General features: G+C 53.9%; 8 protein-coding genes. 4 read left to right on the forward strand and 4 right to left on the reverse strand.

All coding sequences use genetic code 11. The annotated features are described in order from the left end of the window. The 3 genes from ACOI1H_RS22000 to ACOI1H_RS22010 form a co-directional block, all read right to left on the reverse strand. On the reverse strand, positions 1–266 hold a 266-nt coding region (locus ACOI1H_RS22000; protein ID WP_422440198.1), incomplete at its 3' end, for a GNAT family N-acetyltransferase. 213 nt (positions 267–479) lie between these two features. Next, on the reverse strand, positions 480–743 hold the full coding sequence (locus ACOI1H_RS22005) for a helix-turn-helix domain-containing protein (protein ID WP_422440200.1): 264 nt from the start codon (positions 741–743) through the stop codon (positions 480–482). A 46-nt stretch (positions 744–789) separates the two neighbouring features. Further along, entirely contained in the window at positions 790–1,485 is a 696-nt protein-coding gene (locus ACOI1H_RS22010; protein ID WP_422440202.1) for a hypothetical protein, read from the reverse strand. Between the two features lie 200 nt (positions 1,486–1,685). Between ACOI1H_RS22010 and ACOI1H_RS22015 the strand changes: the two genes are divergently transcribed. From ACOI1H_RS22015 to ACOI1H_RS22030, 4 genes are all read left to right on the forward strand, one after another. Then, positions 1,686–2,342 (forward strand): DUF502 domain-containing protein, encoded by a 657-nt coding sequence (locus ACOI1H_RS22015; RefSeq protein WP_422440203.1) that lies wholly within the window; start codon positions 1,686–1,688, stop codon positions 2,340–2,342. 132 nt (positions 2,343–2,474) lie between these two features. Next, on the forward strand, positions 2,475–3,689 hold the full coding sequence (locus ACOI1H_RS22020; protein ID WP_422440205.1) for a hypothetical protein: 1,215 nt from the start codon (positions 2,475–2,477) through the stop codon (positions 3,687–3,689). A gap of 129 nt (positions 3,690–3,818) precedes the next feature. Beyond that, positions 3,819–4,622: an HNH endonuclease family protein gene (locus ACOI1H_RS22025; protein ID WP_422440206.1), complete on the forward strand. Its 804-nt coding sequence runs from the start codon at positions 3,819–3,821 to the stop codon at positions 4,620–4,622. A gap of 121 nt (positions 4,623–4,743) precedes the next feature. Continuing rightward, positions 4,744–5,034: a WGR domain-containing protein gene (locus tag ACOI1H_RS22030; protein ID WP_422440207.1), complete on the forward strand. Its 291-nt coding sequence runs from the start codon at positions 4,744–4,746 to the stop codon at positions 5,032–5,034. An 87-nt stretch (positions 5,035–5,121) separates the two neighbouring features. On the opposite strand, the gene ACOI1H_RS22035 is transcribed toward ACOI1H_RS22030, so the two are convergent. Next, on the reverse strand, positions 5,122–7,962 hold the full coding sequence (locus tag ACOI1H_RS22035; protein ID WP_422440208.1) for a hypothetical protein: 2,841 nt from the start codon (positions 7,960–7,962) through the stop codon (positions 5,122–5,124). Between the last annotated feature and the right edge of the window lie 55 nt (positions 7,963–8,017).

The raw sequence follows: 8,017 nt of genomic DNA on the forward strand, positions 1-8,017 counted from the left end.
ACGCCATCGTTCTGGGCAGAGAAGAACAATCTGGCTGATGTCACATCCATACCCATCAGAGCTTGCAGCCCTCTCCAGAAGAGTTCTTTTCCAATGCCCTGGCCCTGATATTCATCCTCGACAGACAAACCGATCTCAGCATGACCATTGGGGAGACGATAGGCTTCGAGTGTGCCGCGCACAGCGCCGTCAACATCGACCTTCAGAACGAGATCGGGGTGAGCGTTCCGGGCCAGAACGATGAGACTTCTGTCTGAGGTCGCCATGAGAAAGCGAGACCGCCTTGACGCAGGGCTCAACCGAAGCCAATGCCCTTCAAGCACGCCACTGACATCCCCAGAAACAGGGCTGGCAACAGATGCTATGGCGTGGCGATGGATTTGCACCAGAAGTCCTCAGTGAATGTCTCACTGAGTATGTTGGTCCCAAAGTATCGGATCTAAACCCCTGCAATGCTGCAATGCAGAAAACGCTGCGTCTCAAAAATCTTTCGGGAGATCGAGTCGGAAGCCAGCATCTTGAGCAGCGGCGCGATGAAGGCGCAAAACCTCCGTGTTATCGAAGCCGAGTACCTGGCCGACGGCATCGATACGATTAGGCTTGAGGCTTTTGTGCCCATTCACGAGAGCAGACACATAGGCGCGGGACACGTCGAGAGACTCCGCGACTTGTGTCTGACGTAAATTGTGCTGGCCGAGTAGGGCGACAAAGGCCTTTCCAAATGCTGTGTCGTCTTTCCCCATGATATCCTTCAAAATGTTTGGTGGCGGGCGCGCCGGCCTGCTCTCATCAGATGTGAAGATCGCCAGAGAGAAGCTTTTGATCGACAGAATATGCCATCGTCGCAGCACCACCGCCGGCAAAGAGTGCTGAGTTGCTTCCAGTCTCTGCGAAGGCCGCTTCGGTTTCTGCCTTGTTCTTTCCATAGGATAACGTGTTGGCTGTCATGATGCCCATCCTGGACCCCTGCTCGTAGGCGTTGATACCAGCCCCCATGAAGACGAACTCCCAACCCAGGGCCTCTTTCTCAGCGATAAGACTTCTCAAACCGTCCCACGTATTCTCTCTGGAACCGTTTTCACGGCCATCGGTCTGGATCGCTATAACGACTTTGGTGCCCTCGACCTTTCCAGCATCGACCAGAGAGGAAGCGACAGCACGGATCGTCGCACAGGCTGCATCAATCAACGGAGTGCCGCCGCGTGGCTGATAGTCTGCGTCGGTCATATCGCCGAGTTCGCCGACTGGCACCGCGATGTGAACCTTCTCGAGATCCATCTTGCCGGCGTAGTCAGTGTCAAAATGCACCTGGCTGTACCGAATGTCTTCACCCGAATTTCGTAGCTTCGCGCGATACGCATTGATGCCACCGATTGTGTCGTCCTTGAGACCCTGCATCGAGCCGGAGCGATCGAGTAGCAACGTCACCAACATGCGCTTGGGCGTCGTTTTCTGGCTGTCTTTTCTTTCTTCGGCGTTGGCCATGATCATCTCCCTGAAAATGAATCTGTGGAGAGGATATGGTTCCCGGGAGCTCGATATGTCAACCAGATCGGTTTACATTTTTGTGTGGTTGGAAAATGCAATGCTGATGAGTCTGTAGTGTACCGCTGGAACCTGACATTTTGCGCGTTTTGAAACAGACGATATCAGACCGATCTCTTGTTAAAGAGATTGGAAAAAACATGAAGCCCAAGACCGAAAGCAAGACCTCTACGCGACTGCGCAAACACTTTCTTTCAGGGCTTGCGGTCGGATCGCCCGTCGTTCTCACATTGTGGCTCGTCTGGTCGATTGTCATGATGATCGACGGATGGGTGCTCCCACTGATACCGAAAAATACCATTTCTGCCGACGGCATCCTGAGGCAGGTGCCCGGGATCGGCGTCTTGATCTTCCTGGTGCTCACGGTCGCACTCGGGATCATCGCCAAGGGTTTCTTTGGGCGGACACTCGTGCGGCTTGGCGATGCCATCATCAATCGCGTGCCCGTCGTGAGTTCCATTTATACATCCATCAAGCAGATCGTGGAAACGATCCTCGGACAGGATGGTCCTAAATTCCAGAAAGCCTGCCTGATCGAGTACCCCCGCAAGGACGTCTGGTCGATTGCGTTCGTCTCCACGGATGCGAAAGGGGAGATCGTCAATCATGTAGCGCCCGGCGGCGAACGCGTCCTGTCCGTGTTCCTGCCAACAACACCAAACCCGATGTCGGGATTCCTTTTGTTTGTGAAGGAGCAGGATGCGCAGATGCTTGATATGGGTATCGACGACGCTGTTAAGCTCATTATATCAGCAGGTCTGGTTTATCCGCAGGATTTGGAAAGTGCTGCTCGGTAAATGATGGGAGTGCTAAATTTCAGACCTTGATCGAGAAATCTGAAACGGAGAAGACAAGGAAGCACAGCTAAAATCGACGAATACCTGAAGTTCGTCGTGCATCACGAATCGAAACACGCTACAAAACAAGCTATGGAAAACGTAGCACAAGTTCTTCTGCTTGAAATAAGAGCAGCACGTATCGCTGCGACACTTGACGCACGACCGGCACTCGGTGCCCTCTGGCGCCGCATGGTAGGATTATCTGAATCTGCGGCAAGCTTATCCCTCGAGATGATTATCGCAAAAGAGACCGACATCATCAGGCCACCCTTGGGGCTTTCCACCATCAAGGGTGAGCCACAGTCAGCACGCACAGCGCGGGAAATATACCGCACTACATTACGACCGGGATCGATAAACGACGACCCTCTTGGCGTTTTCGATCGGTGTGTGGAGGCAACAAGGGTAACGGACGTCATAGACGACGGCGACGGTGGCTATGTTTATTATCCAATCGATGTCGAGGTTCAAGCGTGGGGCCGTGGCCGAGAGATGTTCAAGCAGATGGCACCAAGGATTATCAGAGATAGGCCTCCACCCATATTAGGGGCAGTTGCCGTTGCGCGCCTTGCATCATCTTGCATGCCAGATCCTCACCCCATGACAGAGCGGCTGATTTTTATGGCTGCGGAACATGAATTGCGTCGCGACATCGTTCTCTCAGATCCAGTAGTCAGCTCCAGTCTGAATGTTTATGAGAGCAAGATTGACGCTTCATGGGTTTGTCCGCCCTCTCTTGCGCTGGCCCGGGGTGGTTTGCGGAGTTGGGCGCTTGACCGTCCACAGATGCGCAATCAATTATTTGAAAGGCTTCATCTTGCCATTGGACGCGAGATTGGCCGCCTCGGTCCTTTGAATGCCTGGGCTGAAAAACTTGAAAACGAGTTTACTGGGAAGATTAAAAGCTCATCTCGTAAAGCTTTTGCAAAGCTCATCATGCAAACGCCAATCCTCGATGGATCATCAACTGCTGCCGCGCTTGACTTGACGGAACGCGGCGCACGGAATCTCCTGACAGATGCCGAAAAAATGGGTCTGGTGACAGAAATCACTTCCAGAACCTCTTATCGAATGTGGGCGGTGCCCGTTTTCGCAGACATGATTTACGAACGTGGAACTCTGAGCAGACACAGCGCGCAAAAAGAGGGTGTGAATGAGAAAATGAAGTCTCAGAAACACACGCCTTTGGCAGACGACCCTGATTTCGAAAACAGGATCGCGGCGATCATGAGTGATATTGACAGCGCCATGACCGGACTTGATGACGTGCTGGAAAAATACAAACCTCAGCGCACGCGTCCCTGAGGCGCTCCGATACGCGAGACGTCACACCCGACCCCACATCCATGATGGGGTCAGGTGTGACGCTCTTGGGATAATCCAAGAAAGTCTTCCCGACCTTTGACGAAAACAAAGGTATCCGGAGGTTCTTCCATGTTTCGCACACAGCTGGCACTCATTGTGTCGGTCATTACACTCACGATCACCCTAGCGACGCAAGAAGCATCCGCAGCGCCAGCCCAGCAGCCGCCTGTCAAGATGTCCAGCTCAGGCATCTGTCACTGCCCCGGCGGAGACTACTACGACAAGACATCAAGCTTCCGTCCTTTCCACGCGATCGAGCAGTGTCTCGCAAACGGCGGCCGGCAGCCCGCGAGAGGGCAGGGCAACTGTACCGCCCAACACGGCCAGACATCGCCCAAGCAGACGGCCTCAGTCACCGCACCGCGGCCCCAAAGCACGTTTCAGGCCGCAAAAGCGCCTTATGACAGAGATCTGTTCGGCGGCTGGACTGACATTGACAGCGACTGCATGAACACACGTCAGGAAATCCTGGCAGACCTTTCTACAGGACCTGTCAGGAAATCGAAGAACGGATGCACTGTCGTCGCAGGGCGCTGGCTCGACCCTTACACTGACCGGATTTACACCACTGCCATTGACCTCGATATTGACCACATGGTGCCCTTAGCCTTTGCCTGGCATCGTGGCGCTGACAAATGGCCGAGCAACAAACGAGTTCAGTTTGCCAATGATCCAGTGAACCTTTTTGCAGTTCAGGCGGCTGCAAACCGCCAAAAGGGAGCGTCAGGGCCCCTCGACTGGATGCCGCCGAGCGCAGGTTTTCACTGCCAATACATTCTGCGTTTCGTGCGCATTTCCAAAACGTATGGGTTGGCATTCGACCCGCGCGAGGCTGCCGCGATCGACGCAAAAACGAAGGCTGTCTGCCGATAGGAGGCAAACTTGAAATAAGGGGATTCACGCACCGAATCTGACATGATATGACCGTCTCAGCCGATGGGGCGTTGAGATTATTCTACGACGGGCGCTGTAAAAACTCAGTGCGAGGTCGATCATGCCGGATATCCTGCTTTCACGTGTGGAGCCAGAGAACAACTGCTATCGGTTCTACAGGATCAGCATCGAACCAAATCTCTTCGGGGACCACTCCATCATGATCCAGTGGGGCCGCATCGGCCACCTGGGGCGGGTTCGCATCGCCTCGTCTGGTGAGCGGGGTGCTATCAATCATCGTGCAGGTTTGATAGAGCGTCGCAAAATCAAGAAGGGCTACGTCAGACAGGACGCCAAAGAAAATCTGACATTATGGGGTGACGATATAATAGAGGTCGACATCCAGCCCTAGTGAAAATTTGGACTGGGTCTGCATCTCACGACTGGGCAAACCTGTCTTGCTGCCGTATTTACGTTTGGATTCCATCCAATATCAGTGTCATTCAAAGCGGTCGCCACGCAAAATAACGGCAACTCTATCCTGAACGGTCTTTGACTTCTCCCGGTCTGCAAAAAGGAGATCATCAACAAATTCGCGCATATCGCTTCTGATACCATCTGTCTCCCAAGACGGCCTCGATCTCATTACATCTTCAATACGACCAATACCAATCAGACCATCAACTAAAGACCGATGCTCGAGTCGATCAGCTGCGTCCTTTTTGGCCTTGACCCAAGAGGGGCCAAGATGTACTCCCCAGCGCTCTGACAGAAGCTCAAGTGACGGCAGAGACAAGTCACCAAGCACAGATGCCCCCTCGCACGTCAATCGGCGTTCCACCAGGAACTCGGCAAGGCTACAACAAAGCACTGCTACCCGCTCCGGCCTGATGTCCCAATGAGAAATTGCGGCCAGATGCTCTCCGATCGTTTCAAGCGTTGCTTCGTCCTTCTCCAGAGGGCTCGATACGACGTTGTGTCCACCTTTCGCATGCTGGGTATAGCAAGACGCGATCGTATCGAGTGCATCTACCTGGTTTCGAACAATTTCGAAACCTGCCGCGGTCTCACGCACGAGAACGATACGCGGCGGCATGAAATCCTCTCCGCGGCGACCAGTCTTACCTGATAGAAAAAATGCCGTGAAAGGTGTTGCAGCGCCCCTGAGTAGCGCAAACTCGGCACCCCAACCTCCCGGTGTCGATTTTGCGTTCCCATCGCCTGGGAGGGCAGGAAGACGGGACATAATGGCCCTCAAACGTCCCGACGTAGATGCAATCGCCGGTGTCGGCTGATCCTGCACCAGAAGCGCCATGACTTCCGCAATATCAACAAGATCGCAACCGATAGATCCCTCAGATCCGGCCAAAACGGCTTCGCGAAAACTCTTTGATGCCAACTTCCGCTCAGCAGCATTCGGCGCCGGTTTCGCGCTGATGCAATACAATATTCCAATGCCGTCGGCCTCCCCTATGGTCGATCGCACAATGGCGGCGTGCACACCCGCGAGAACCTTCAAGGATTCGGGAGAGGCAAAGCCGATGAAAGCATCAATCCCACGAAACTCGCAATATGCCGCCGCAGACATGGGAAGCACGAGAATTCCACTCGAAGCTCCGTCTGATACAAAGTCTGACAGCTCGTCGAAGCGCTCGATATCACAGGTGCGATGACCTACAGTTTTTCCCCCGCCAATCACGTCACCTTCGGACTTGTCTCCCATGCGGCAGCCACCAAATCCAAAGACTCTCGCATCACATGCTTCGGAGAGTTCATCGGCAATGCAAGATACTTCAAATGCAGTATCCACGAGAATAACACATCGCTTGGTGTGGGAAATGATGCTGAGACATGTTTTGATGCGTGCAGTATCGAAACCAGACATTGACCTGTCCATAATTAAAGCCTCGATGGCTTCAACACCACGCGGCTCTGATACAGGAATTGGCTCGCCAAACATAGGCAGCATTGCCTGGTTCGATAGAGTTGCAAGACCGGCATCTCCAGCCGGCCTCTTAAGCCTTCCACCGAGACCAACCTGCCATTCAATGCGCAGTGCCTCGACCGAAGTCATCAGACCTGCCGCAATGCGATGAAACCCACTTCGAACAGCAAGTGCAGCCGGATCTCCAGCTCGAACATCGACGATGTGCGTGTCAAGGATAGCGCCTAACTCTGCATCAATCTGATCGAGCAAATCGAATTGGAATGGCAGAAGCTCAATCTCGCGCCTCTCAATCCTAATCTTGTGTGCATCTTGAGCCGTCGATCGGCATAAAACGGCTCCCAGCGCATTGAATACTTCGCCTTGTGCCGCCTCTGCTTTGGCCTGAGTGCGCTTGGGCCGCTTTGCAGATTGAGTGAGAGCAAGCGGTGCGGCAGCCATGCCGATCTCATCGATCGCAGCCTGGGGAAGATGAAGAGCTCCGGCGGTTTCAAGAATATCCAGCGCGCCTTCAAGCAAAAGGCCGCCAGGGAGTTGATGACTAAGACCCACCGTCCAACCACCTGCCGCCTGCGTCATCAGACTCCTTCGCGTGCCACCGGGGAGAATACGCGACACATCAGACTCGATACTGTCGAGAACGATTCCGGCAGATGCCTTGAGTTCATCCATAAGCTCACTGCCATCACGAAAATCAGATCCAGGCGTCATGATCCTCATTGGTCCGCGCCGCCCACGCTTCCATGCTTCGAGTGCGAGAGGCGACACGAGCGAGACAGTGCCATGCCGCCTCGACGGCGCCCCATCGTCATGCATGATGCAACGTTCATACATGTCAGATACAATCGCAGCGATGGCCCGACCAACAATGCCCTTTGAAGATCCGGCAGGAACCTCAACAAGCGCAGCACCATGCTCGTAAATCGTTTGACTCGCAGCAAAAACAAGGTCCTCCTCTTCAGACCCCATGCGCGCCGATATCGGCCTCCAAGGTTGGAAATCTTGCATGCCTGACGTCAGTCTTCGCATAGCCTGATCAGGACTTACATGACGCAGAAGATGTGAGAGAATTTCGAGTGCTTCAGTGCGCCAATCCCGACCCCAGGCCCAGAATGTCTCACCCGCCTCACGTCGCGCTTCATGTGGATCACGATGGCCGGCCTTTGACTGTCCGCTCAGAACCCTGTCGTTGAATTCGATATTGTTCGACATTCCACGGCGTGAAAAGTTTGCACTCCCAGCGACCGCAAACTCATCATTGATGAACAGATTTGCATGCATCATGCCTGGAAACCGTCCCAAAGAGGCCTCGGCTTTCGCTTCATCAAAAACGCGGATGCGGATTGCGCCTGAAAGAATCGCTTCACGAGCCTGCACCGCCTTGAGATCACGCATGTCACGCGCAAAAACCCCAGTCTGGGACATGAAATGCCGACGGGCGTGTTCCGGT

The sequence above is a fragment of the Loktanella sp. DJP18 genome, assembly GCF_049310965.1.
Lineage (GTDB): Bacteria > Pseudomonadota > Alphaproteobacteria > Rhodobacterales > Rhodobacteraceae > Loktanella.